We start from the raw sequence: 24,398 nt of genomic DNA on the forward strand, positions 1-24,398 counted from the left end.
GCCTCCAACTGCCAAGGCATCCACCGTGTACGCTTAGTCACTTAACCATACAACCCAAACGGGTCTTGCTTGGTCTTTGTTACTTATGCTGCCTTGCTATCAACTTTTGCTTGGTTACATAACACGTTATGCGCCCAGCGACAAAAATATCAGCGGCGTTGCCTAAGTATCAAATCCACGTCGCAATACTAAATCGTTAGATCCAGTCATACGTTAGTGACAGTTTAACTTCGCCAGAAGTTAATATTGAATACTAAAGTAGATACCAATCAATCATTTCAAAGAAACAATTAAATGGCACTGAATGATACTGCTATCATTCTTTTTTACTTTTGAAAACTCTGTACAAATAACAAATGTCATTCATACGAATTTTATTATCAGCTTTTCCAAATTTTTAAAGAGCATATTAATTAGTTAAACCCAATGGGTAAAACTAACTAACAATCATCTGTGTGGACACTACGAACAAATAAGTTCTAAATCGTATAAGGAGGTGATCCAGCCCCAGGTTCCCCTAGGGCTACCTTGTTACGACTTCACCCCAGTCATGAATCACTCCGTGGTAAACGTCCTCCCGAGGGTTAGACTATCTACTTCTGGAGCAACCCACTCCCATGGTGTGACGGGCGGTGTGTACAAGGCCCGGGAACGTATTCACCGCGTCATTCTGATACGCGATTACTAGCGATTCCGACTTCATGGAGTCGAGTTGCAGACTCCAATCCGGACTACGACGCACTTTAAGTGATTCGCTTACCTTCGCAGGTTCGCAGCACTCTGTATGCGCCATTGTAGCACGTGTGTAGCCCTACACGTAAGGGCCATGATGACTTGACGTCGTCCCCACCTTCCTCCGGTTTATCACCGGCAGTCTCCTTAGAGTTCTCAGCATTACCTGCTAGCAACTAAGGATAGGGGTTGCGCTCGTTGCGGGACTTAACCCAACATCTCACAACACGAGCTGACGACAGCCATGCAGCACCTGTATCAGAGTTCCCGAAGGCACCAAACCATCTCTGGTAAGTTCTCTGTATGTCAAGTGTAGGTAAGGTTCTTCGCGTTGCATCGAATTAAACCACATGCTCCACCGCTTGTGCGGGCCCCCGTCAATTCATTTGAGTTTTAACCTTGCGGCCGTACTCCCCAGGCGGTCTACTTAATGCGTTAGCTTTGAAAAACAAGTCCGAGGACCCGAGCTTCTAGTAGACATCGTTTACGGCGTGGACTACCGGGGTATCTAATCCCGTTTGCTCCCCACGCTTTCGTACATGAGCGTCAGTGTTGACCCAGGTGGCTGCCTTCGCCATCGGTATTCCTTCAGATCTCTACGCATTTCACCGCTACACCTGAAATTCTACCACCCTCTATCACACTCTAGTTTGCCAGTTCGAAATGCAGTTCCCAGGTTGAGCCCAGGGCTTTCACATCTCGCTTAACAAACCGCCTGCGTACGCTTTACGCCCAGTAATTCCGATTAACGCTCGCACCCTCCGTATTACCGCGGCTGCTGGCACGGAGTTAGCCGGTGCTTCTTCTGTCAGTAACGTCACAGCTAGCAGGTATTAACTACTAACCTTTCCTCCTGACTGAAAGTGCTTTACAACCCGAAGGCCTTCTTCACACACGCGGCATGGCTGCATCAGGCTTGCGCCCATTGTGCAATATTCCCCACTGCTGCCTCCCGTAGGAGTCTGGGCCGTGTCTCAGTCCCAGTGTGGCTGATCATCCTCTCAAACCAGCTAGGGATCGTCGCCTTGGTGAGCCATTACCTCACCAACTAGCTAATCCCACTTGGGCCAATCTAAAGGCGAGAGCCGAAGCCCCCTTTGGTCCGTAGACATTATGCGGTATTAGCAGTCGTTTCCAACTGTTGTCCCCCACCTCAAGGCATGTTCCCAAGCATTACTCACCCGTCCGCCGCTCGTCAGCAAAGGTGCAAGCACCTCTCTGTTACCGCTCGACTTGCATGTGTTAGGCCTGCCGCCAGCGTTCAATCTGAGCCATGATCAAACTCTTCAATTAAAAAGTTTTATGTCTTTCGACAGCTCAATGAATTCTGAATTTATTTTAATATCTTTCGATATTGAATTGACTGTGCCGAAGCAACTTATAAATAAGTTACTTCTGTTGGTCACTCAGTTTTCAATTGAGACTCTAATTTGTTTGCCTCGTTACTTGCTCAATAAAGAACGAAGTAGCTTGGCTGTTAGAACTCAATCTGTACGAGTGCCCACACAGATGATTGCTTTATATTTTTAAAGAACGTTGCGGTTAAAGTTAAACTTTATCTCGCTAGGGCTGCGCATATTACGCTTTCCTATTTTTTTGTCAACACTTAATTTTGGTAAAAGTTATATTTATCAACACTAAGTTTTACTTAACACCCTGAGTAGTTTGGGTCTCGCTAGGCGTTGTCCGCTGCGCGTCGCCATATCCCGTCTCAGTGGGGCCGCATTATAGGGAGCGGCGGATTTTACGCAAGCGTTATTTACATAAAATAGTAATTAAAATTAAGCCCCAAGCAAGCGCACACGATAAGCACACGTTACCCACAAAACCCTGTTGATAACTCTTGTTTTTACACTTTAAAACTAAACACTTTTATCTTGATGTGATAAGTTGCGGTCACTTTTTTAACTCATGTATTTAGGTAGTACCCATGACAGACATAATAAACAGTATAAGTGCCCTTTTATGGGGCCAGGTTCTCGTCTACTTATTAATAGCAGCAGGTCTCTTTTTTACTTTTCGATTAGGCTTTATTCAATTTGTACAATTCCCACATATGTTTAAAGTAATGTTTGGTTCTCGTAAATGTGGTGAAGACGAAATTTCATCCTTTCAAGCCTTTTGTACATCGCTAGCGGCCCGCGTTGGCACCGGTAATATGGCCGGCGTTGCGGTTGCATTATATTTAGGCGGCCCTGGTGCTATTTTTTGGATGTGGCTGATTGCATTAATAGGTATGGCAACCAGTTTTGCTGAAAGTACTTTAGCACAGGCTTATAAAACAAAAGATGCTGAAGGTAACTTCAGAGGTGGCCCTGCTTATTATATGCAAAATGGTTTAGGTAAGCGCTGGATGGGCGTTTTATTCTCATTATGCTTGATTTTAGCCTTTGGTTTAGTATTTAACGCTGTGCAGTCAAACTCTATTGCTGCCGCATTTGAAGTGGCATTTGGTGTACCTAAGTATATAGTAGGTATTTTCTTAGTGATTGGCTCTGGCATCATTATTTTTGGTGGCCTGAAAACAATTTCTCGCTTTGCTGAAATGGTTGTGCCATTTATGGCATTAGCTTATTTGCTGGTTGCTCTTTATGTTTGTGCTGTTAACTTTACTGCGCTACCGGATGTACTAGTGCTTATTATAAAAAGTGCCTTTGGTATTGAGCAAGCAGGGGCCGGTGCAATTGGTTATGGCATAACGCAAGCTATGATCCAAGGGATCAAGCGTGGTTTATTTTCAAACGAAGCTGGTATGGGTAGTGCTGCTAATGCCGCTGCTACGGCAACGCCTTACCCTCCACATCCGGCATCACAAGGTTATGTGCAAATGTTAGGTGTATTTATTGATACTATTGTAATTTGTACCGCCACTGCCTCACTTATCTTGCTTTCACAGCAATTAGTACCTGAGTCTGGTGTATTAGGTATTGAACTTACTCAAGCTGCATTACAAGAACATGTTGGAGATTGGGGTACTTACTTTATTGCTATCGCTATACTCTTTTTTGCTTTTACGTCTATTGTTGCGAATTACTCTTATGCTGAAACAAATTTAATGTTTTTAGAACACAACTCTAATAAAGGTATGTTTATCTTTAGACTTGTTGTTTTAGTTATGGTGATGTTTGGTGCAGTCGGTGAGCTTGGTTTAATTTGGACGCTTGCAGATATATCAATGGGCTTAATGGCTATTGTGAACGTTATAGCGCTATTTATGCTTTCAGGTGTTGTTGTATGGCTCTCTAAAGATTATAACGAGCAACGAAAACAAGGTTTAACGCCTACATTTGATAAAACTAAGCATCCAAAGCTTGCTAAAGAGGTCGACCCCGAGGCCTGGAAATAAACAATAAGCAGCGAGCTACGGCTCGCTTTTTTAGTTCTAAAAATAAAAAGTACTTACACTAAATCACTCTATCCTTTATAAGTAAAAGCTGTTACAGCCGATAAGAACTGTATAGACATTATCTGCTTAAATAAGACAACCTACAAAAACAGATGTTTAATGTCCATAGCTCTGAATCATGTATAAGCACTTTATTGTTTACCTATTTGAAGCTCTCACCATCACTCTAGACTTACTATTACCCGCGACTTTTAACTTCCACTGAGCATGCATTACCGATCAATTTGACAGTTACTTTATGCTAGCAGCGCATAAATTTATGTTGTTTGCTCTAGAAGTGTGGATTGGTTTACTGTTTTGGATTTTTAAGGCTAATGGTTTATTTTACGGGTTGGTATCATAAGTCTATGACGTTTAGCCCAATTAAAAGTGCATTAATTAACACTAGGAATAATGTATCACTATGGATTACGTGCCTAGTTTATTTGAACCGTTATAGGACTGGATTTAGAGATCTTATATTACGCTTAGCAATAGGTATAAAAAGCCGTTACTAAACTATCACACAACGATATTATTAGGTAGGACATACATAAAGTATGGCATATCAAAAATAATATAAATCATAGTAAATATAAGGATTGTAAATCAGGTTTTGGGGTTAACTTATAAGTGTTATAAATTTTTTTTAAGCAGAGCGCTTAATATAAAGATGGTGCCCGAGGCCGGACTTGAACCGGCACGACTTGTTAGTCGAGGGATTTTAAATCCCTTGTGTCTACCAATTCCACCACTCGGGCATCGAGTTTGCTAATTAAAGCGTGTGGAGTAAATTATATGGAGGCGGAACCCGGAGTCGAACCGAGGTAAACGGATTTGCAATCCGGTGCATGGCCACTCTGCCATTCCGCCTAAATATTTCCAATTAATTTGGAGCGGTACACGAGGCTCGAACTCGTGACCTCGACCTTGGCAAGGTCGCGCTCTACCAACTGAGCTAGTACCGCAAAATATTGTTTATCAACTCTAAATTACCTTGGTAAAATAATATAAAGTGGTGCCCGAGGCCGGACTTGAACCGGCACGACTTGTTAGTCGAGGGATTTTAAATCCCTTGTGTCTACCAATTCCACCACTCGGGCATCGAGTTTGCTATTAAAAGCAAGTGGATAAAACGAATATGGAGCGGTACACGAGGCTCGAACTCGTGACCTCGACCTTGGCAAGGTCGCGCTCTACCAACTGAGCTAGTACCGCATCATATTAATTCTAAATTAACTATTTTATAAATTACACTTGGTAATGCAATTAAACCACAAAGTGGTGCCCGAGGCCGGACTTGAACCGGCACGACTTGTTAGTCGAGGGATTTTAAATCCCTTGTGTCTACCAATTCCACCACTCGGGCATCGAGTTTGCTAATTAAAGCGTGTGGAGTGTTGATTGGAGGCGGAACCCGGAGTCGAACCGGGGTGAACGGATTTGCAATCCGGTGCATGGCCACTCTGCCATTCCGCCCCAGTGCGGGGTAATAACCTTGAGATAAACTTGGAGCGGTACACGAGGCTCGAACTCGTGACCTCGACCTTGGCAAGGTCGCGCTCTACCAACTGAGCTAGTACCGCATTTTATTATCAGCTATTTGAATTAACACATTATGATTTATGTGAGCATTCAGATAACCAATTAATTACCGTTTTGTTTATCTCGGGGGCTATGCCCTCTCAACACGGACGCATTCTACAGAGATTATTAAACGCGTCAATATAAAAAATGCTAGTTTTGAACTGTTTGCTTGTTTTTTATCTAAAATGCTGCGTTATTATACATTTAGAGCTAGTTTTTAGTCAATTCATCCCACGCTGCGCGTAAATATTGCAGCATAGAACTCAAAGTTAAAAAGGTGGCTATATACAATAACCCAAAACTTAAATAGTTCATCCACGTATCGTATTGCCAAATCAAACCGATAATGGCTAACATTTGCGCAGCTGTCTTTATTTTACCCATATTTGACACAGCTACGTTACCGCGTTTACCTTGCTCTGCCATCCATTCACGAAGTGCAGAAATAATTATTTCACGACTTATTATAATGAGGGCCGGTATTGTCATATACATTGATTGATATTGTTCAGATAATGCGACAAGTGCTGCACATACCATGACTTTATCAGCAACAGGATCTAAAAAAGCACCAAAAGGGGTTGATTGCTCAAGCTTTCTTGCTAAATAACCGTCGAGTATGTCGGTAATAGATGCAAGCCAAAAAATAAAGGCTGCAGCAAAAAAAGCCCAGCTATAAGGCAAATAAAATATCACCAAAAAAATGGGGATAAGAAAAAGTCTAAAGGTTGTGAGTGTGTTTGGAATATTCCACATAACTACTTGGATATGTCTTTTTTGCTATATTGCATGTAAGGCTAACCCTTATCGTGCAAATGGTTAAATATCTTCTCAGCCATGTCAGGGCTGATCCCAGGAACTTTCTTTAACTGTTCTATATTAGCAGCTTTTACCCCTTGCATGCCCCCTAAATATTTCAATAATGTTTGGCGGCGCTTAGAACCTACTCCATTTATTTCTTCTAATAGTGATTGTGTTCGTTGTTTCTGTCGTTTATTACGGTGCCCTGCAATGGCAAAGCGGTGAGACTCATCTCGTATATGCTGGATTAAATGCAGCGCAGGTGCATCCGAATCCATTGGAATAGTCTTACGGCCACCATCTATTAATAGTGTTTCAAGACCAGGCTTTCGACTAGTCCCCTTTGCTACACCGACTAATAAAGGCATTTTTGTATGCGACCAATTAGAAAAGTACTGCTCAGCACGCCCGAGTTGCCCCTTACCACCATCTATAAAAATAACGTCAGGAATTTTTTCTTCGTCTACTAGCTTGTTATAGCGTTTGTTAAGTGCAAACTCCATTGCTGCATAATCATCACCACCAGTAATACCCGTTACGTTATAGCGCCTGTACTCTTTTGTATTTGGTCCTTGCGAATCAAACACAACACAACTAGCAACAGTGTTCTCTCCCATAGTGTGACTTATATCAAAACATTCCATCCGTGTTATATCATCAAGGCGTAGCGTTGCTTTTAATTGTGCATAACGTTTATTAATAGAGTCTTGGGTACTTTGTTTAACCGCAATACTATTTAATGCATTTTTATTTGCGAGTTGTAAGTATTGCGCGCGTTCACCACGGGTAACTACTTTAAGGGTTACTTTGCGCTCACTTATTTGTGTGAGGGCTTCACCTAAAGCCCCGCTTTCTTCTATTTCAAACGGTAATATGATTTCTTTTGCAATACGCCCTGTCGCGCCAGGCGCTAAATAATACTGCCCTAAAAATGAAGTTAGTATTTCTTGCTCACTCGAATCTTTTGGCACTTTTGGGAAGTACGTTTTACTACCTAGTACTTTATGATCGCGGATCATTAATAAATGAATACCGTTTAAACCATTCAAATGGGCAAAGCCTACCACATCCATTTCAGCAAAATTACCCGAAATAGACTGCTGCTCCTGCATTTTACGAAGTAGCATTATTTGGTCGCGAACTTTTGCCGCCAGTTCAAAATTGAGTTGCTGGCTGGCTTCTTCCATTTTTTTTATTAAATCAGCAATAACTTCGTGAGATTTACCCGTTAAAAATTTACGTACGTAATCTACTTGCTCACTGTAATCATCATCCGTTACTTTGTTCACGCACGGCGCTGAGCAACGTTTAAGCTGGTATTGTAAGCATGGGCGACTTCTTGCGCGGTAATAAGCGTCTTCGCATTGACGAACAGGAAAGATTTTTTGCATTAACCGCAAGCTTTCAGATACTGCGCCTGCGCTTGGGAAAGGCCCAAAGTATTCGCCTTTAATTTTACGACTACCCCGGTGAAAAGCTAAACGAGGGTGTTTATGGCTGGTCAGTAAAATATAAGGATACGACTTATCGTCGCGTAATAATATGTTGTAACGAGGCTGGTATTTTTTTATTAAATTATTTTCAAGTAGCAGCGCTTCGGTTTCAGTATTGGTAAGAGTGACGTCAATATCACAAATATTACTCACTAAAACACGCGTTTTACTGTCCGTGATATTACTTCTAAAGTAACTACTGACTCGTTTTTTTAGGTGTTTGGCTTTTCCAACATAAATAACTTGGCCACCACTATCAAGCATACGGTAGACACCAGGCTCACTTGATAGCGTTTTAAGAAAATGTGCATGATCAAATTCAGACATAGATTATGATTAGTACGACACGTCTATATCAATCATTTTATGACGAATAGCCAAATGGGTCAGTTCAACATCTCCACCCACATTTAGCTTTTCAAACATCCGATAGCGATAACTGTTTACTGTTTTAGAACTTAAGTTTAAACGCTCAGCTATATCTTGTGCTTTTTCACCTTTGGTGATCATAAGCATAATTTGTAGTTCGCGCTCAGATAAACTCTGAAAAGGGTTTTCGTCGGTACGACCTGTCACTTGCGCTAATGCAATTTGTTGTGCAATTTCTGGGGCTATATAACGTTGTCCAGCATGAACACAGCGAATAGCGCGGACCATTTCGTCAGAGCCTGCACCTTTGGTTAAAAAGCCATGTGCGCCAATTTGCATTACCTTGCTCGGAAATGGGTCTTCACAATTAACAGTAAGCACAATGATTTTTACATCAGGGCAATAGCGGCAAATCTTTTTAGTCGCTTCTAATCCGCCCATACCTGGCATGTTCATATCCATTAATACGATGTTTGGCGCATGCTGACGACAGAACTGCACAGCCTCTTCGCCGGTTTTAGCCTCGCCAATTACTTTAAACCCTCGTACGTCATCAAGAATACGCTTGATACCTGTTCGTACAAGTTCATGGTCATCAACTAAAAGTACATTAATCAATGGAACATCCTCATTTACCTAACAACACGCAATTTAATAAATTAATTTGCCATACAAACAGAGATAAAGCGAGACAATAACTAATGTTATTGCCTCAGTCTAATAGTTTAAGATGATTTTTTATCGCTAAAACGATCAACCCATAATGCAATGATACCATCACCTGTTACATTACACGCAGTGCCAAAGCTATCTTGTGCTAAATAAAGTGCAATCATTAATGCAACAGCCCCTTCATTAAAGCCAAGCATGCTTGTTAATAGCCCAAGTGCCGACATAACAGCCCCACCTGGCGCACCAGGGGCTGCAATCATAACGACACCTAGCATCATAATAAATGGCATCATCTCCATTAATGAAGGTACTGCCATATTTGGCGATAAAAACATAACAGCCATTGCACAGGTTACTATTGTAATCGTTGATCCAGATAGGTGAATAGTGGCGCAAAGCGGCACAGTAAAGTTAGCTACATCTTCTTTTACATTATTTGCTTTACTTGATTGCAGTGATACCGGAATCGTTGCCGCACTCGACATAGTCCCTAATGCCGTAAAGTAAGCAGGTAGCATATTTTTAACTAATTCGATTGGATTGCGTTTAAGCAAGATACCTGTCGCTATATATAAAACGCTTAACCATAGCCAATGCATAACAAGTGCAGCAATTAGTACCACACCAAATGTTTGCAGCGTATCAACCACCGTCCCCGCTACTGTCATTTCCGCAAATACGCCCGCGATATAAAATGGTAAAGCCGGAATAATTACCTTTGACAGAAGCCCATCAATAACATCACGTCCCTGATCGGACACTTTTTTCAGTGTGTCTAATTCTAGCTGACTCATACCTATACCAAATACAAAGGCAGTAACTAATGCGGTCATAACCCCCATAAGCGGTGGAATTTCTAAATCTATAAAGCTACCTATTTCTGTTGCGATTTCTGATTCGAATGTTATGCCACCACTTAAAAATGGGATAACAGCACTCACTAATAAAAAAGCAAGCGTACCTGCAATAATTGTAGAGCTATAAGCAAACCCGACTGTTTTGCCAAGTAAGTGACCTGACCCTTTTGGTAGGCCTGCAATACCCGATGCAATAAAAAACAAAATAATAAGCGGAATAGTAAAAGAGATAATTTGACCTATCAGCTCTTTTACCGTGAATAAAAGTTCAACACCCGTAATTGGTACGTAGAGTCCGACCAGAATACCGGCAACAATACCGGCAATTAATTTTAAGATTAACTTCATTGTGATTGCTTTATTGAATTTAGATACGTGTTTTTATCATGTTTTACTTAGCTTGTGTCATAAAAATGTTCAACGGTGGTTCATTCGCACAAATAATCAACAACACATGAAGATTTTGCAGATAATATAGGGTAAATGAATAGATTTCATCCGCATTTCAAAGCCAATAAAATAAGCGCGACCTCTGTACATACCTTTAATAACTAAAGTGCCGGCTATTGTGGATTTTTATTTCACTTAGTTATAAGCTCAATAGATATATGTTATAGCCAAACTTTACTTTAGTTTTTTTTAACTCCCAGTAAAGTGTGTCTATATAGTTAGTAGCAAAGGCTGCTAATACGTTGATCAGATTGTATCCAAAGGAACATTATGTCTACTATTTTTGAAGATAACTCACTAAGCATCGGTAATACACCGCTGGTAAAACTTAACCGTGTTACAGGTGGGAATGTATACGCTAAAGTTGAATCTCGTAACCCTAGCTTTAGTATCAAATGCCGTATTGGTGCATCAATGATTTGGGAAGCTGAAAAATCAGGCCAGCTAACGAAAGATAAAGAACTTATCGAACCAACGTCGGGAAATACAGGCATTGCTTTAGCATTTGTTGCTGCGGCACGTGGTTACAAGTTAACGCTGACTATGCCAAACACCATGAGTTTAGAACGCCGTAAGCTATTAAAAGCATTAGGTGCAAACCTAGTGCTTACCGACGGTGCTAAAGGTATGAACGGCGCAATTGAAAAAGCAAAAGAAATTCAAGCAACCGCACCTGATAAGTATATTTTATTACAGCAATTTGAAAACCCGGCAAATCCTAAGATTCACTTTGAAACAACGGGCCCTGAAATTTATGATGCCCTTGATGGTAAAGTAGACTTTTTTGTAGCGGGTGTGGGTACTGGTGGTACAATTACCGGTGTTAGCCGCTACCTTAAAACAGAAAAAGGCCTAAACGTTAAATCTATTGCGGTTGAGCCAACTAATTCTCCCGTTATTAGCCAAACGCTTGCCGGAGAGGTTATTAAGCCAGGCCCTCATAAAATTCAAGGTATTGGTGCAGGCTTTATTCCTGGTAACCTAGATATGACACTAATTGATGGTGCAGAGCTTGTATCTAACGAAGATGCAATTGCAATGGCGCATCAATTAATGAAAAAAGAAGGTATTTTAGTCGGTATTTCATCAGGTGCTGCCGTTGTTGCAGCCAAGCGTATTGCCGAAAAGCCAGAAAATGCTGATAAAAATATCGTCGTTATTTTGCCAAGTGCTACTGAGCGTTACTTATCAAGCCCAATGTTTGATGAAGAATTTAGTGAACAAGAGCTCGTTCAATAAAACATTTTGTAAAAAAGGATGCTTTTGCATCCTTTTTTATTATTTATTAAAAATATTCACAGGCAATCTTTCCCGTCCTCTTTACATCTTCACTATTTAATTACACACTTTAAAAACTGAATAAATAACTATAACGATGATGATGAAAAAAATAGTAACCCTGCTTAGCCTAATAATCTGTCTATTCACTTTGGGGTGTAATGACGATATTAAAGTATCCAGTGACAGTCCTGGTGATTCAGCAGCCGCTTACTTTGATGCATTATATAATCAGCAAGACTTACAAAAAGCCACTGCCTACGCAACGCCTAGGCTTACTCGTATAATGAAATCCTACGGCACTGCAAAACAGTTTGCGCGCAACTTAATAAACATGCAATACGATGAAGTGATTATTGAGGTTGATAGATCGAATACGAGCTTACGTGAACAATACGGTGACAAAGCTAAAATTAATATTGTTTTTACCGGTTATATTAATGGCAAAAAAGTTGATGAGATGCGCAGCGTAAATATGATACATACAAAAGGCAAATGGTATGTAGATAAAATACTTGCCGACCCTTACGCACGATAAATAAACTTAAGCAAAGGCCTTATATTTATAAGGCCTTTGTATTTTAATTGTTATTTAACCTGAGCTCTGGTTGAGAGATTTTCAGTGAAAACAAGGCGAATTTACGCGTCAATAGATGGCCTATTGCACGTAAATTCAACGCAGTTAGCACTGAAAATAGCTGCTCGAGATAGGTTTAGTATCCAGAGTTCAGGTTATTTAAGTACTTGCTCAAAGCTCACCTGCTTTAAAGTTATCAACCGCAATGGCTTGTTTTCGCAGTTTATTAGCATGATGCATTGCATCCGCGTCAGCCTGTTCGAGCAACTTATTTTCAAGCGCATAGTTTATCGCACCTTCAATATCAAGCGTTGCAGGCACACTGCCCTTACGCTGCCATTGTTTTAGGTCTTTAAACTGCGCTTGCATGTCATGCATTGCTAAAAATGCATTTTCCATAATCCCCGTACCCGCATTTTCGTCTACATAACATAAATGCGTTAAGCGGTTTCGAAACACACCCGGTTGAGTCATGTGCTCACAAATACTTTGCGCTATTTCATCACTTGGTCTGTGGTAATGATTACCCACAGGGAACACAATGCGTTTAAGGATGAAATTAACAACAGGGTTTGAAAAGTTTTTAAAGAAGCCATTAAATGCTTGGCCAATTTCAAATAGTGAATTTTCAATTGCATATTTAACAAAGGGTAAGTCTGCTTGTTGGCGTCCTTCGTCTTCGTAACGCTTTAAAACGGTTGATGCTAAATACAAATGGCTCAGCACATCACCTAAACGTGCCGATATCATTTCTTTTCGCTTAAGCTCACCACCGAGCATTAGCATTGCAACGTCGGTACAAATAGCCAAACCTCGGCTCATTCTACTCAATTGTTTATAATAAACTGCGGTTTCACCGCTCACGGGTGCTTTAGCAAAATAGCTGCGAGTTAGGCCATGCACAAATGCCATGCTGGCATTACTTGCAGCAAATAGTATATGGTTCATTAATAAACTATCGAACTGCCCAAGTGCTGCGTCATTATCTTCCATTGCAGCGGCTTCCATTTCTTTTAAAACAAACGGATGGCAGCGCGTGGCACCTTGCCCAAATATCATTAAATTACGGGTTAAAATATTCGCGCCTTCTACCGTGATCGATACAGGAATCCCCATATAGCCATGCGCTAAATAGTTATTTGGGCCAACTTGAATCCCTTTGCCCGAATGAATATCCATTGCATCGTTCATTACTGTACGCCCCATTTCGGTCATATGGTATTTAGCAATTGCGGTTACAACTGACGGACTTAGCTTTAAATCAATCGCACCTGCTGTCATTAGCCTGCACGATTCAAGTGCGTAAGTTAAACCACCAATACGCGCAAGTGCCTCTTGCACACCTTCAAATTGCCCTATAGATACACCAAACTGCTGGCGCACCACTGCATAAGCCGATGTCATTTTTGATGCCAAGTGACCTGTAGCCGCACTTAATGCAGGCAGCGATATACCACGACCAGCACTTAAACACTCAACAAGCATTCTCCAACCGCGCCCTGCGCATTCTTGCCCACCTATAATCCAATCCAGTGGTATAAATACATCTTTACCGTACGTTGTGCCATTCATGAAGGCCATATTAAGCGGATAATGACGTTCACCCGTTTCAACGCCATGATGATTTGTTGGTATAAGCGCACACGTAATTCCCAGCTCTTTTTTATCACCCAACAAACCATCAGGATCATACATTTTAAATGCCAAGCCTAGTACTGTAGCCACCGGTGCAAGTGTAATATAGCGCTTTGACCAGTTTAAGCGCAGACCCATCACCTGCTCGCCATTGTGCTCCCCCATACACACAACGCCTGAATCAGGAATACTGCCCGCATCAGAGCCCGCTTCGGGTCCCGTTAACGCAAAACAAGGCACATCTGTGCCATTAGCTAAACTTGGTAGCCAACGGTCTTGCTGCTCTTTAGTACCATAGTGAAGGAGTAACTCGCCCGGGCCTAAGCTATTTGGCACCATAACAGTCACTGCAGCAGTTAAACTTTTAGTCGAAATTTTTGACACTATCGTTGAATTAGCAATTGCTGAGAACTCACGACCGCCAAACTTTTCAGGAATGATCAGCGCAAAAAAACCTTCCGTTTTTAGGTAATCCCACACTTCTTTTGGTAAGTCTTTATCTTTTTGTACAATTTGATAATCATCAAGCATTGCCAATAAAGTCTCTACTTGATCAGCCATAAATGCGTTTTCTTTATCGCTTAATTCAGGTTTAGGAAAGCGATGTAGCTTTTGCCAATCGGGGTTGCCACTAAATAGTTCACCATCCCACCAAACATCGCCTGCCTCCATTGCCTCTCGCTCAGTTTGCGATAACGGGGGAAGTACCTTTTTAAACATTTTAAATGTAGGACGACTGATCAGGTTTAGGCGAATATCTTTAACTGCAAAAATAACCACCACCACAACCAGTAAAATGATAAATACCGACATGCGCACATTCCTTACACATTAAATTAAATAGTGATTCAATTATGACCTATCCTGATTTAAATACAATCATTGCGAAATCCCTCAATCGGACCAACGCATTCATTTATTCTTTGAAAGTTCACTGTTATTATCACCGCTCTAAATAACAATAAACGAAGGGAATAAATACGATGAACACACCTCGCCATAAGCTGAGTATAAGCGCCTTAATGGTCGCAAGTACTCTTGCTTTAGCTGCCTGCGACGCAGAAATAAACATAGACACCACCGATTCAGCACACACTAAAAAAGCTGTAACAGCTAAAGATGCAAATACATTTATAACAAACACAGAAAAAGAATTGAGTGCACTTTATTTAGAATCGAGCCGTGCAGAGTGGATTTACGCAAACTTTATTACTCACGATACGTCAGCTTTATCTGCCGAGGTTAATCGTAAAATGACCGAAACTGTTGTGCGCTTAGCCAACGAAGCGGCTAAATACGATACACTCGTCCTTGATTACGATGCCCGCCGAAAACTTGATAAACTAAAACTAGCCCTTACATTGCCAGCACCACAAGACGCAGATAAAACAGCACAACTTTCAAATATTGTTGCACAACTTGGTGGTTTATACGGTAAAGGTAAATACTGCAAAGAAGATGGCAGCTGTTTGAGCCTAGGCGACATGACATCTACAATGGCCACCAGCCGAAATTACAACGAACTACTTGATTTATGGCAAGGTTGGCGTCAAATATCAAAGCCAATGCGCCCACTTTACGCGCAACAAGTAGTCCTGACAAACGAAGGGGCAAAAGAGCTTGGTTATGTCGATACCGGCGCGATGTGGCGCAGTAAATACGATATGCCTGCTGATGACTTCACCACCGAGCTTGATCGTATTTGGGGCCAAGTTAAACCATTATATAACTCACTGCACTGCCATGTTCGCGCTAAGTTAGGCGAAAAATATGGCACAGACAAAGTACCACAAAATCAACCTATTCCAGCGCACTTACTTGGTAATATGTGGGCGCAAGCATGGGGTAATATTTACGATGTCGTTGCTCCAGAAAACGCTGATCCGGGTTATGACGTAACCGAATTACTAGCAAAGCATGACTATGACGAACTCAAAATGGTAAAAGGAGCTGAAAGCTTTTTTACCTCAATGGGCTTTGATGCATTGCCAACTACATTTTACGAACGCTCACTGTTTATCAAACCAAAAGATAGAGATGTGCAATGCCATGCATCAGCATGGAACATCGACAGTAAAGACGATTTGCGTATTAAAATGTGTATTCAGCGTACAGGCGAAGAGTTTTCAGTTATTCATCATGAGTTAGGCCATAACTTTTATCAGCGTGCGTACAACAAACAACCTTTATTTTACCAAGAAAGTGCTAACGATGGTTTTCATGAGGCCATTGGCGATACCATTGCTTTATCTGTTACGCCTGGATATTTAAAAGAAATTGGTTTGCTTGAACAAGTTCCAGATGAATCAAAAGACATCGGTTTACTAATGAAAATGGCTCTCGATAAAGTTGCCTTTGTACCCTTTAGCCTAATGGTTGATCAGTGGCGCTGGCAGGTATTTTCAGGTGAAGTAACACCTGAGAACTACAATAAAGCATGGTGGGAACTGCGTGAAAAATACCAAGGAGTACAAGCCCCTATTGCACGTAGCGAAAACGACTTTGATCCGGGTGCTAAGTACCACGTTCCAGGTAATACGCCTTACACTCGTTATTTTCTAGCGCATATTTTACAATTTGAGTTTCATCGCAGTTTATGTGAAATTGCCGGTAACGATAAAGCGATTCATCGCTGCTCTATTTACAACTCAAAAGAAGCCGGCGAAAAGCTAAACGCCATGCTTGAAATGGGCTCATCTCGACCTTGGCAAGAAGCGCTTGAAAGCATAACAGGTAAACCACAGATGGATGCAACTGCAATGCTCGATTACTTTGCGCCATTACAAACATACTTAGATAAGCAAAATGAAGGCCGCAACTGCGGCTGGTAATAATGCACTTGTCTAATAACAACAAAGCCCGCTAAATTAGCGGGCTTTTCAATATTACTTTTGTATTAAATAAGTTTAAAACTTAATTAAAACTGAAAACGCATGTTAGCGAAGTAAGTATCGTTATCAGAGTCATCAGCGTTGTTTCCGTAACCTACTTTTAAACCGATGTTGTGGTTAAAGAAGTGTTGTGCACCAAAGCTGTAAGCATCTTCTTTATCGTAAGATGCAAATACTGATGTCGCTTTACTGAAGTAGTAATTTGTTTCAACATTCCAGTGATCATCAGCTTCATCAAGGCTTAAAAATGTACCTTCAACCGTTAAAAAGTTGCCTTGTTGTAAATCAACAAAGTATTTAGCAGCTACTGAACGAGAATCAAAATCATCATCTGACTCAACAGTTACGCCAACGTAATCTGTGTCATTAAGCATGTGGTTATATGCTAATGAAAATAATGTGTAATTATCGCCATCGTTATTATCAACAAATTTTACTTTTGCAAGTAAATCTGGGTTGAAAAAATAACCCGCTGTTAATGAGTAAGACTCATTGTTTGAACCAAAATCACTGTTTTCGTAAGAAGCACCAACAACAACATCTTTATAGAAGTATTCACCACCAATTGCAGTTACATCACCAGCATCGTTATCAGTGTAAGCACCATAAACGTTACTTTGCTTGTTAATGTATTCAAATTGGTCGTACGGACCTAATGTTTTTTTAGGAGAAAAATAATACGTAGAATCAATTTTAAATTGATCATCATTATTACTATCTGTGTATTGGTAGCCTAAATTGCTAATTGATTGGTAGCTATCTGCTGCCATTGCAGTGGTTGCAGCGCTTGATAATAAAATGCTTGAAATGATAACGGCTAATTTTTTCATTCTGAAATTTCCCTATGAATATTACTTTTTATGCTTAAGCTGTGTAGCTCAAGTCGGAGCGCATCCTAACGCCTAAAAAATGAATGAAAACTGAATGGTGGGTTATATAACAATCTGATTTTAATGAGGTATTTGTAATTAAATATTAGCAAATGTTAATTTAAAGTAGTTGCAACATTGAGTCAACAACTACTTGCAATAAGTATGATTTGAAAAGCCAGTAAATACGGTACAGTTTGCAGCTAAAGTGATCTCTTTTTCAATTATCCGATAAACTTCATTAATAGCATTACCGCAGTTAAAATTTTTACTAATTTAAATTTTTTTTAGTAAAAAATACTTTTTTAGGTATAAATTCAAACCACATTACCTTTTATTTAATTTATTAAGCTTTTTTTAATAACCCTCAAAAGTGTAATTAGCTTAATTTTAAAGCTAATTACACCTACTTTGACCATAGAAACAATTATTAATCAGTAAAAAAAATACATTGTGCACTACTTTATTTCTACTTTTGTTTTTGTCGTCAATAATTTTTCTAAAATAAACGTTATTGCCTTCTCACTATTAATCTTTATATGCTTTCTTGCTTAAATATTTGATTTTCTAGTGTGTGGCCATTAACTAATTGTCTATATTGCCAGTTATGCTGATGACAAAAATTTAGCAATACAACATCAAGCGGCTCGTCTGTTGGCTGATATTCAATAACATACTCTTTATGTTGACTCATATATACGCGACTCACACCAGTAATTGCTTGAAGCTGTTGCTCAACATTTTGATAAGCTTCACTGAGCATTAATGTATAAAAGTGTTTATCGGTATTATTAGTTTTTGTTTGATGTTCGCTTAGTACACCTTTATCTAAATGAAGTACCTGTGAGCATAGTCGCTCAAGCTCTGTTAAATCGTGAGAGCTTAAAATAAATGTAGCCTGCTCACTTAATTCAGATACCAGCTCGCGCACTTCTCTGGCATGAATCGGATCAAGCCCTGCCGTTGCTTCATCAAGCATGACAATTTCTGGTGAGCCAATAAGTGCTTGCGCTATCGTTACACGTTTACGCATACCGTGCGATAAGTCCCCTGCACGCTGCTTTGCAGTTTCTTTTAATCCCACTAAATCAAGTACACGTAGTGCTTCGGTTTGGCTTTGCTTGGCCCCCATGCCTTGTAACTTTGCATAAAAAGCGAGTTGCTTATCTATACTAAAGCGAGGGTCGAGCTGAGCATCTTGCGGTAGCGCACTTACCTTATTAAATAAAGCAGCACTGCCAGGCTTATGCCCTAATATTTCAAGACTTCCTTTACTTGGCGCTATATAGCCACATAACAAACTAAATAAGGTGGTTTTACCTGCACCATTTGGCCCAACAAGCGCCACTGGTGCGCCTTTGTTAATTTCAAAGTTCACATTATTAAGCGCCAATTTTGCACCGTACGATTTACTCAAACCGCTGGCTGTAATTAATGATCTCATAGTGAGCTCCTTGCAAAAATACGTTGAGCAATGCTTAGTAGCACCGCAGTTTGCATAAGGGGAATAGCCACAGCGCTCAATAGTGGTAAATTTTGCCCCGCTAATAGCTCTATTTGCACACCCGGAAATAAATAATCAAGCATACTAAATGCGGGTATTTGCCATTGCAATATGCCCACAACAATACCACCTGCCGCAAAGTATAAAATTGCCAGCACGATAGATAAACGCGATGAGCGAGCAAAGGTATTTATTAACGTCATAAGTGCTACAAATGGGCATAAAGTAATCACTAATATAAAAAATATAGAAAGTGCACGGGCAAAACCACCTGCCAGTAAACTTGGATCTCTAAATCCTAGTACAGCGAGCGTAGCCACAAGAGTAATGCCCACTAAGCAGGCTAATACCGCTAGCTGCCCTAAAAAACGGCCAAACAGTATTTCAAAGCGAGTGGAGCGCAGTGATAAAAACCTCAGTGTGCCACGCTCTCTGTCGCCTACTGTTTGATCGCTACAAATAAATAAACCAAAAACGGGAAAGCTATAAAGCGCTATTAGCCAATACATAGCAAATTCGGCCTCAGGCCAATCTAATAACTTACTTAAACCAATAGAACCTGATATATCTCGGGCTATTTGCTCAAAATCGGGCGCACTTACAATGCCTACTGCCTGCCCTATTGGGTAGCGCAGTATTATTAGCCACACCAATGCAAAGGCAGCTAATGCAATAAGTCCACGTTTAGTTAAAAACATACGTACAAGCTCAAATCCCGCTATTTGCGTTAATCGCCCTACGTTTATCGGTAATGGTGTTGCCATTGACTATCCTTAATGACGTTTTATTTTCTGTGTATTTATCCACACTAAGTGTAAACATCTTGAATTACCAGCAAAAAAAAGCTCACCTATGGTGAGCTTTGTAACAATACATTTAAATGTAACAACATAAACTGTGTTAAAAATTATAAATACTGCTTATAAACCTCAAGTGCTTGGCTTAAATCGCTAATTAAATCGTCTACATCTTCAAGGCCTATGTGCAGGCGAATAACCGGCCCTAAATCCCAGCCTGTATTTGAACGCAAGCCTTTCATGGTTAAATTAGCCGTTACTAAACTTTCAAAACCGCCCCACGAAAAGCCCATTTTAATATGCTCAAGACTATCTAAAAATTGATCAATCGCTTTTTGATTGCCGGTTTTCATCACAAATGAGAACAACCCGTTACTGCCATCAAAATCACGTTTAAAAAACGCATGCCCTGGGCATGTTGCAAATGCAGGGTGGCGAATATGATCAACAAGCTCATGTTGTTCAAGCCATTTAGCAACTTCTATTGCTGCTTTTTCATGTTGATTTAAACGCACACCCATTGTACGAAGGCCTCTAAGTGCTAAATACGCATCATCGGCACTGGTACATTGCCCTAGTAAGTATGAGTTTTCGCGCAAGGTTGGCCAATACTTTTTATTAGCAACAGCCACACCCATCATCACATCTGAATGGCCAACAATATATTTAGTTGCGGCTTGAATACTAATGTCTACACCGTGCTCTAGCGGGCGATAATGCAAGCCATTTCCGTAGGTGTTATCAAGCATGGTCATTACATTATGCTCATTGGCTACTTTTACCATAGCGGGTACATCTTGCACTTCCATCGTAATAGAACCTGGGGATTCTAAAAACAACACTTTGGTATTTGGCTGAATGTAATCTTTAATACCTGCGCCAATGGTTGGCGGGTAGAAGGTTGTTGTAATGCCCAATCCGGCTAAAATCTTATCGCAAAAATCACGGGTTGGTTCGTATGCATTATCAACCATTAACATATGATCACCGGTTTTTAAAAACGATAATAACACTTGGCTGATCGCTGCTGCGCCACAGGGGTATAATGCACACCCTTCGCCGCCCTCAAGTTCTGTAATCGCTTCTTGTAGCGCAAAGTGTGTTGTTGTCCCTCGGCGCCCATAAAATAACGTTTTATCGCCACGGGTTTTAGCTGCTTCTTTTAAATCTGCTACGGTATCAAATAAAATGGTAGATGCACGCTGTACAACGGGGTTTACTACGCCATGTGTATAGGCTTTTTTACGCCCTGATGATACCAGCTGAGTGTTTTTATTACTTTTACTCGACATTGTTAATCCTTAAGGGTTTGTACGCCAATGCTCAATTAAATAACGAGAGATAGAATCGGTTCTAGGCAGCTTTAAATGCTCACCTTCTTCGTGCCAATTACCAAATTGTGCTAAGTCTTCACGACTAAACCATTTTGCATCGTCTAGCTCTTCTTTATCTACGTTAATTTGTTCAGACGTTGCCTGTGCAAAAAAACCAAGCATAATTGACGATGGGAACGGCCACGGTTGAGATGCAACATAACGTACGTTTCCAACCTCTATACCAGCCTCTTCTTTCACTTCACGCGCAACGGCTTGCTCAAGTGTCTCCCCAGGATCTACAAACCCAGCAAGCGACGAATACATACCAGCAGGCCACGCAGCTTGGCGACCTAACAAGCATCGCTCTACTCCATCAGCAAATACCTTAGTAACGACCATAATTACCGCAGGATCGGTGCGCGGAAATGTAGGATGCTTACAGTTTTCGTTTTCACACAGCCGAGAGTGCCCAGCTTCCACTGAACGATTTTTACTACCACAGCGTCCACAAAAACGATGCGTGGCATGCCAATAACATAAACCTCTCGCAAGGGCGGCTATTGAGGCATATTTAATGGTCACTTGAGGCCCATATTGGCGAATGTCAAAAAACTGCGCGTCCTCTATTAAAGGTGTAAGTACGCTTTCATCCAGATCAGAGACATCCAGTGCAAACACACCCTGTTTAGCATTGTTTAAACCAACAAAAATAGCACTCGTTAAATCTAAATGGGCCACTTGTTGATATCTTAAATAGCTTACTTTTGGGGTATCTTTAATAAATAGGGTTTGATTATTTTTAACTAAAACCCATTTACTTTGCGCCGACATTTGCGCTTTAAGCCACGATGGGTCTTTGCGAAAATTTGAGCCTCTGTCTAGTGGCATGTTGCTGTAATGAAGCATGTAAGTCCTTGGTAACTCGTTATGCTTTAAAATTACCATAATCATTTAGTAAACCCAATTGATTACAGTAATAAAAAAGCCTATATAAGGCTTAATTCATCTATTACGGCTTTGTATTAAAATCTCTCATGTTGCAGGCACTTAGCTTGCACTTTTTTAACTATTTTTTGCTGTTAAAGTAGCAAAGTATTATCAATTAAATGAAATTGCTCTGCGCTTTGTTTTAATACCTCAGCGGTTAACCTGTCGGCACCATAAACATCGCACGGTACATTATATTGATTTTTTAAATGTCCAAGTAACAAAGCAAAGTCACCATCGCCAGAGAGCAAAATAACCTTATCAAGATTTTTACCCTGCTCTAACATATCTATTGTTATGCCTACATCCCAATCGCCTTTAGCACTGCCATCACGGCGTTGAATAAATGGCTTTAGCTTTACCTCAAAACCAATCGCACGCAAAATATTTTGAAACTGATTTTGCTTTTCATCCCCTCGGTAAATTGCATATGCAAAAGCACATTCAATATTGTATTGCGCCTGCATTACTCGCCAAAACGCATTGTAGTCAAAGTTTTTTCCGTAACTCTCGCGGCACGTGTAATAAATATTTTGTACATCAACAAAAATACCGACTCGTGGTTTCGTGCTTTGCTGCTCGTTTTGTAAAGTCATTTAGTGTCCTAGTGAGGATTAATAGCAATTAAAATAAGTGTACCTTGCAATTTATATTTAAGTAACCTAAATTAGTTACATACTCTTATGTAACCAATATTGGTTACATATTAAAAAGTAACCATTTTGAGATTTTTATGATTGGTGTGATCAGCGGCGATATTATTAAATCGCAAACTATCCCTAAGCAGCAGTACGATGCCATGCTTTACCAACTAGAGCAAAGTTTGCGAAATATTTCGGGTGAGCAAACACTTTGGAATATATATCGAGGCGATGCCTTTCAGTTACAAGTTAATAATCCTGAGCACCTTTTTAGAAATGCCATACTAGTGTATTTACACCTTAAATCCTCAGGTTATGAGCTACGCCAAAGCTTAGCGCTTGGGCAAATAGATAACCCACGCAGCGATATAAAAACAGCAACCGGCTCTGCTTTTACGCTTTCGGGGCAAGGCCTTGATAAAATAGGTAACCAACGCTTTGTTTTTAGTATTAACGAGCGGCAGCTCGATGAAAGCTTAAATCTTAATTTAGCCTTTGCTGACGTATTGCTCACTAAAATCACGCAAAAACAAGCAAATGCCCTTTATGTCTATTTAACATCACCAGACAACAGCCACGCTGCAATGGCTAAAGAGCTTAAAACCAGCCGTGAAAATGTAACTAAGCTACTAAATTTAGCGCACTACCAACTTATAGAACGCTTTATTAAGCACACACAACACGTTATAAAAAATATAATTAAAGGAGGTGAATAATGACGTTTTCACTTTTACTGGTCGCGCTTATTATTGGCCACTTACTCGCTGATTTTTACTGGCAACCTATGAGTTGGGTAAACGACAGAAACACCCGCCACTTTAAAGCCAATAAGCTTTATTTTCATGTACTAGTGCATGGTGTAACAAGTGCACTCATTATTACCGTGTGGGAATACACATTTGGGTGGCAGCAACTAAGCAGTGTTTTAATTGCCACAGCGAGCATTATGGTGAGCCATTACTTTATTGATATAGCTAAATCGTATTCTAATAAAGGCGTGGTGCCTTTCTTACTAGATCAAATAGCGCACATACTCGTTATTATTGCGCTCAGTATTTGGCTAACTGATAACAGTAGCTTTATGACAGCAATTAATAATATGCTCACTGATCCCAAAATACTGTGGGTGGTATGCGGTTATTTAATTATTTTAAGCCCCTGCGCCGTATTTATAAGAATGATGTTAGAGCGTTTAACAAGTAACTTTTCAAGTACTGGTAGCTTACCACTTGCAGGGCAAAGCATTGGTATGCTTGAGCGCGTACTTATGCTGAGCTTTATATTGCTTGACCAATTTGCAGGGCTTGGTTTTTTACTTGCTGCAAAGTCGGTATTTAGGTTTGGCGATTTAAGTGCTAGTAAAGATAAAAAACTTACCGAGTACGTTATGCTCGGCACACTACTTAGCGTAAGTGTTACTTTATTTGTAGGCTTGGCCATTAACTATTTGATCAGCTAATAACAAATTACAGGCAATAAAAAACGCGCTACTCCTATCAGGAAGGGAGCGCGTTTTTTGTATCAGCCTTTAACTAAATTCTAAATTAATTAAACGCC

17 protein-coding genes, 8 tRNA genes and 1 rRNA gene are annotated in these 24,398 nt (G+C 40.4%); 6 read left to right on the forward strand and 20 right to left on the reverse strand.

Features of this window, described 5'->3' with window-relative positions; genetic code table 11:
* Positions 1-489 precede the first annotated feature (489 nt).
* Positions 490-2,025, reverse strand: a 16S ribosomal RNA gene (locus PALI_RS00090).
* 637 nt (positions 2,026-2,662) lie between these two features.
* Between PALI_RS00090 and PALI_RS00095 the strand changes: the two genes are divergently transcribed.
* Positions 2,663-4,078 (forward strand): alanine/glycine:cation symporter family protein, encoded by a 1,416-nt coding sequence (locus tag PALI_RS00095; RefSeq protein WP_193154368.1) that lies wholly within the window; start codon positions 2,663-2,665, stop codon positions 4,076-4,078.
* A gap of 713 nt (positions 4,079-4,791) precedes the next feature.
* Here PALI_RS00095 and PALI_RS00100 read toward each other — a convergent pair.
* The 12 genes from PALI_RS00100 to PALI_RS00155 form a co-directional block, all read right to left on the reverse strand.
* Positions 4,792-4,878: transfer RNA gene (locus PALI_RS00100), tRNA-Leu, on the reverse strand.
* 38 nt (positions 4,879-4,916) lie between these two features.
* A tRNA-Cys gene (locus PALI_RS00105) sits at positions 4,917-4,990 on the reverse strand.
* 19 nt (positions 4,991-5,009) lie between these two features.
* Positions 5,010-5,085 (reverse strand) — tRNA-Gly (locus tag PALI_RS00110).
* A 48-nt stretch (positions 5,086-5,133) separates the two neighbouring features.
* Positions 5,134-5,220 (reverse strand) — tRNA-Leu (locus PALI_RS00115).
* A 39-nt stretch (positions 5,221-5,259) separates the two neighbouring features.
* Positions 5,260-5,335, reverse strand: a tRNA-Gly gene (locus tag PALI_RS00120).
* A 64-nt stretch (positions 5,336-5,399) separates the two neighbouring features.
* Positions 5,400-5,486 (reverse strand) — tRNA-Leu (locus tag PALI_RS00125).
* A 36-nt stretch (positions 5,487-5,522) separates the two neighbouring features.
* Positions 5,523-5,596, reverse strand: a tRNA-Cys gene (locus PALI_RS00130).
* A gap of 31 nt (positions 5,597-5,627) precedes the next feature.
* Positions 5,628-5,703, reverse strand: a tRNA-Gly gene (locus PALI_RS00135).
* A gap of 211 nt (positions 5,704-5,914) precedes the next feature.
* On the reverse strand, positions 5,915-6,460 hold the full coding sequence (gene pgsA / locus PALI_RS00140) for a CDP-diacylglycerol--glycerol-3-phosphate 3-phosphatidyltransferase (RefSeq protein WP_138584392.1): 546 nt from the start codon (positions 6,458-6,460) through the stop codon (positions 5,915-5,917).
* A gap of 41 nt (positions 6,461-6,501) precedes the next feature.
* Positions 6,502-8,325 (reverse strand): excinuclease ABC subunit UvrC, encoded by a 1,824-nt coding sequence (gene uvrC, locus PALI_RS00145; protein ID WP_077537566.1) that lies wholly within the window; start codon positions 8,323-8,325, stop codon positions 6,502-6,504.
* A gap of 9 nt (positions 8,326-8,334) precedes the next feature.
* Entirely contained in the window at positions 8,335-8,985 is a 651-nt protein-coding gene (gene uvrY / locus PALI_RS00150) for a UvrY/SirA/GacA family response regulator transcription factor (RefSeq protein WP_007377972.1), read from the reverse strand.
* A gap of 107 nt (positions 8,986-9,092) precedes the next feature.
* Positions 9,093-10,244, reverse strand: coding sequence for a dicarboxylate/amino acid:cation symporter (locus PALI_RS00155; RefSeq protein ID WP_077537565.1), 1,152 nt, complete (start codon positions 10,242-10,244; stop codon positions 9,093-9,095).
* Positions 10,245-10,616: 372 nt separating this feature from the next.
* Here PALI_RS00155 and cysK point away from each other — a divergent pair, with 372 nt between their 5' ends.
* Positions 10,617-11,585: a cysteine synthase A gene (gene cysK, locus PALI_RS00160; RefSeq protein WP_193154369.1), complete on the forward strand. Its 969-nt coding sequence runs from the start codon at positions 10,617-10,619 to the stop codon at positions 11,583-11,585.
* A 142-nt stretch (positions 11,586-11,727) separates the two neighbouring features.
* On the forward strand, positions 11,728-12,162 hold the full coding sequence (locus PALI_RS00165; RefSeq protein ID WP_193154473.1) for a hypothetical protein: 435 nt from the start codon (positions 11,728-11,730) through the stop codon (positions 12,160-12,162).
* Between the two features lie 210 nt (positions 12,163-12,372).
* Here PALI_RS00165 and PALI_RS00170 read toward each other — a convergent pair whose 3' ends face one another.
* Entirely contained in the window at positions 12,373-14,649 is a 2,277-nt protein-coding gene (locus PALI_RS00170) for an acyl-CoA dehydrogenase (protein WP_193154370.1), read from the reverse strand.
* 170 nt (positions 14,650-14,819) lie between these two features.
* Here PALI_RS00170 and PALI_RS00175 point away from each other — a divergent pair, with 170 nt between their 5' ends.
* Positions 14,820-16,667 carry a M2 family metallopeptidase gene (locus PALI_RS00175; protein ID WP_193154371.1) on the forward strand — a complete coding sequence of 616 codons (1,848 nt, stop codon included), beginning with the start codon at positions 14,820-14,822 and terminating at the stop codon, positions 16,665-16,667.
* 86 nt (positions 16,668-16,753) lie between these two features.
* Here PALI_RS00175 and PALI_RS00180 read toward each other — a convergent pair whose 3' ends face one another.
* The 6 genes from PALI_RS00180 to PALI_RS00205 form a co-directional block, all read right to left on the reverse strand.
* Complete coding sequence (locus tag PALI_RS00180) at positions 16,754-17,557, reverse strand: putative porin (RefSeq protein ID WP_077537560.1); 804 nt, start codon at positions 17,555-17,557, stop codon at positions 16,754-16,756.
* A gap of 574 nt (positions 17,558-18,131) precedes the next feature.
* Positions 18,132-19,040: an ABC transporter ATP-binding protein gene (locus PALI_RS00185; protein ID WP_193154373.1), complete on the reverse strand. Its 909-nt coding sequence runs from the start codon at positions 19,038-19,040 to the stop codon at positions 18,132-18,134.
* Positions 19,037-19,864: an ABC transporter permease gene (locus PALI_RS00190; RefSeq protein ID WP_193154374.1), complete on the reverse strand. Its 828-nt coding sequence runs from the start codon at positions 19,862-19,864 to the stop codon at positions 19,037-19,039. Before PALI_RS00190 ends, PALI_RS00185 begins: the two co-directional genes overlap by 4 nt.
* Before the next feature lie 143 nt (positions 19,865-20,007).
* Complete coding sequence (locus PALI_RS00195; RefSeq protein ID WP_193154376.1) at positions 20,008-21,189, reverse strand: cystathionine beta-lyase; 1,182 nt, start codon at positions 21,187-21,189, stop codon at positions 20,008-20,010.
* 9 nt (positions 21,190-21,198) lie between these two features.
* The gene (gene nudC / locus PALI_RS00200) at positions 21,199-22,119 is read right to left on the reverse strand and encodes an NAD(+) diphosphatase (protein ID WP_193154474.1); all 921 of its coding nucleotides are present in this window, start codon (positions 22,117-22,119) and stop codon (positions 21,199-21,201) included.
* 173 nt (positions 22,120-22,292) lie between these two features.
* Positions 22,293-22,796, reverse strand: coding sequence for a LabA-like NYN domain-containing protein (locus PALI_RS00205; protein ID WP_010555312.1), 504 nt, complete (start codon positions 22,794-22,796; stop codon positions 22,293-22,295).
* 137 nt (positions 22,797-22,933) lie between these two features.
* On the opposite strand from PALI_RS00205, the gene PALI_RS00210 reads away from it, so the two are divergent.
* Positions 22,934-23,557, forward strand: coding sequence for a hypothetical protein (locus PALI_RS00210; protein WP_193154378.1), 624 nt, complete (start codon positions 22,934-22,936; stop codon positions 23,555-23,557).
* Positions 23,557-24,300: a DUF3307 domain-containing protein gene (locus tag PALI_RS00215; protein WP_193154380.1), complete on the forward strand. Its 744-nt coding sequence runs from the start codon at positions 23,557-23,559 to the stop codon at positions 24,298-24,300. The genes PALI_RS00210 and PALI_RS00215 overlap by 1 nt, the downstream gene beginning before the upstream one ends.
* Positions 24,301-24,398: the final 98 nt, after the last annotated feature.

The sequence above is a fragment of the Pseudoalteromonas aliena SW19 genome (genome assembly GCF_014905615.1).
Classification (GTDB): domain Bacteria; phylum Pseudomonadota; class Gammaproteobacteria; order Enterobacterales; family Alteromonadaceae; genus Pseudoalteromonas; species Pseudoalteromonas aliena.

What these genes read in the sequence shown, in the direction of transcription:
- PALI_RS00095 (WP_193154368.1), top strand. Translation starts at nt 2,663, where the DNA reads ATGACAGACATAATAAACAGTATAAGTGCCCTTTTATGGGGCCAGGTT.
- pgsA (WP_138584392.1), bottom strand. Translation starts at nt 6,460, where the DNA reads ATGTGGAATATTCCAAACACACTCACAACCTTTAGACTTTTTCTTATC.
- uvrC (WP_077537566.1), bottom strand. Translation starts at nt 8,325, where the DNA reads ATGTCTGAATTTGATCATGCACATTTTCTTAAAACGCTATCAAGTGAG.
- PALI_RS00155 (WP_077537565.1), bottom strand. Translation starts at nt 10,244, where the DNA reads ATGAAGTTAATCTTAAAATTAATTGCCGGTATTGTTGCCGGTATTCTG.
- cysK (WP_193154369.1), top strand. Translation starts at nt 10,617, where the DNA reads ATGTCTACTATTTTTGAAGATAACTCACTAAGCATCGGTAATACACCG.
- PALI_RS00165 (WP_193154473.1), top strand. Translation starts at nt 11,728, where the DNA reads ATGAAAAAAATAGTAACCCTGCTTAGCCTAATAATCTGTCTATTCACT.
- PALI_RS00170 (WP_193154370.1), bottom strand. Translation starts at nt 14,649, where the DNA reads ATGTCGGTATTTATCATTTTACTGGTTGTGGTGGTGGTTATTTTTGCA.
- PALI_RS00175 (WP_193154371.1), top strand. Translation starts at nt 14,820, where the DNA reads ATGAACACACCTCGCCATAAGCTGAGTATAAGCGCCTTAATGGTCGCA.
- PALI_RS00180 (WP_077537560.1), bottom strand. Translation starts at nt 17,557, where the DNA reads ATGAAAAAATTAGCCGTTATCATTTCAAGCATTTTATTATCAAGCGCT.
- PALI_RS00185 (WP_193154373.1), bottom strand. Translation starts at nt 19,040, where the DNA reads ATGAGATCATTAATTACAGCCAGCGGTTTGAGTAAATCGTACGGTGCA.
- PALI_RS00190 (WP_193154374.1), bottom strand. Translation starts at nt 19,864, where the DNA reads ATGGCAACACCATTACCGATAAACGTAGGGCGATTAACGCAAATAGCG.
- PALI_RS00195 (WP_193154376.1), bottom strand. Translation starts at nt 21,189, where the DNA reads ATGTCGAGTAAAAGTAATAAAAACACTCAGCTGGTATCATCAGGGCGT.
- nudC (WP_193154474.1), bottom strand. Translation starts at nt 22,119, where the DNA reads ATGCTTCATTACAGCAACATGCCACTAGACAGAGGCTCAAATTTTCGC.
- PALI_RS00205 (WP_010555312.1), bottom strand. Translation starts at nt 22,796, where the DNA reads ATGACTTTACAAAACGAGCAGCAAAGCACGAAACCACGAGTCGGTATT.
- PALI_RS00210 (WP_193154378.1), top strand. Translation starts at nt 22,934, where the DNA reads ATGATTGGTGTGATCAGCGGCGATATTATTAAATCGCAAACTATCCCT.
- PALI_RS00215 (WP_193154380.1), top strand. Translation starts at nt 23,557, where the DNA reads ATGACGTTTTCACTTTTACTGGTCGCGCTTATTATTGGCCACTTACTC.